Origin of the sequence: Streptomyces sp. NPDC001549 (assembly GCF_042894025.1) — a bacterium.
GTDB lineage: Bacteria > Actinomycetota > Actinomycetes > Streptomycetales > Streptomycetaceae > Streptomyces > Streptomyces kutzneri.
This window is the reverse complement of the sequence record NZ_JBIAVJ010000084.1, coordinates 1-1422: the sequence shown is the minus strand read 5'-3', so window position 1 is coordinate 1422 and position 1422 is coordinate 1. Positions and strand designations below refer to the sequence as shown.

Annotated in this window: 1 protein-coding gene; it reads left to right on the top strand. The window is 64.9% G+C overall.

Translation table 11 applies throughout. From position 1 onward, the window contains the following. Positions 1-73: 73 nt before the first annotated feature. Positions 74-1393, top strand: a complete 1320-nt coding sequence (locus ACFY04_RS43690) for an IS630 family transposase (protein WP_389126644.1) — start codon at positions 74-76, stop codon at positions 1391-1393. Positions 1394-1422 lie beyond the last annotated feature (29 nt).

The window sequence follows — 1422 nt, the reverse complement described above, 5'->3', positions numbered from 1 at the left end:
CTAGTGTGATGCGCCAGAAATCCTGATGGTTATTTACTACGCTGTTGTCATGTCGCATTCGGGTCCTTCTGCTGTGGAGATCACGCTGTCCGAAGACGAGCGCGCCGAGTTGGTGCGCCGGACGGGTATGCCGCATCGACGCTCGGCCGAGAAGGCCCGAATCATCCTGGCGTGCGCTGATGGCATGTCAAACGCGGGTGTCGCGCGGATCGTCGGTGTCCAGGCCAAGACGGTGGGCAAGTGGCGTCGGGCTTTCGCCGCAGAGCGGATCGCCGGGCTTGAGGACGCCGGCTGGATCGGGCGGCCGAAGGCCGACCTCGTCCTGGAGGAGGCTGAGCGGAGGCAGTTGACGCAGTGGGCGCGGCGGGCGAAGACCGCCCAGTTCCTCGCATTGCGGGCCAAGATCGTGCTGCGTTGCGCGGAGGGTGGGACGAATCAGCAGGCCGCGGCCGACCTCGGCATCGACCAGTCGACCGTGGACCGGTGGCGGGCCCGGTTCATCGCCAAACGCCTCGACGGCCTGCATGACGAGCCCCGCTCGGGCCGGCCGCCCTCGATCCTCCTCGACCAGGTCGAGGAGGTCATCGTGGCAACCCTGGAGTCGACCGCGGGCAGGGACACGCACTGGTCACGAGCCTCGATGGCCCGGCGCACCGGCCTGTCGAAGTCGACCATCGGCCGGATCTGGAAGAAGTTCGATCTCAAGCCCCACCTGCAGGATTCCTTCAAACTGTCCACCGACCCACAGTTCGTCGCCAAGGTCGTCGACGTCGTCGGCCTGTACCACCACCCGCCCGAGAAGGCGGTAGTGCTCTGCGTGGACGAGAAGTCCCAGATCCAGGCTCTGGACCGGTCCCAGCCCGTCTTGCCGATGATGCCGGGCATGCCTGAACGCCGGACCCACGACTACTACCGGCACGGCATCACCAGCCTGTTCGCCGCCTTCAACATCGCGGACGGCACTGTCATATCGGCGCTGCACCGCCGCCACCGGGCGATCGAGTTCAAGAAGTTCCTGATCCGGATCGACAAGGCGGTGCCCGCCGAGCTCGAGGTGCACCTGGTATGTGACAACTACGCCACCCACAACACCGCCGAGATCAAGACGTGGCTCGGCAAGCACCCGCGTTTCCACGTCCACTTCACGCCGACCGGTTCCTCCTGGATGAACCAGGTCGAACGGTGGTTCGGCCTGCTGACCGACAAACTCATCCGCCGCGGCGTCCACCGGTCCGTGAAGGCCCTGGAGGACGACATCGCCGCGTGGATCGACATCTGGAACCAGAATCCACGGCCCTTCACCTGGACCAAGACCGCCGACGAGATCCTCAACTCCCTCGCCGACTACCTCACCAAGGTCGGAACCGCCAACCAGCAAACCGAGCAGAAATAACCATCAGGATTTCTGGCGCATCACACTAG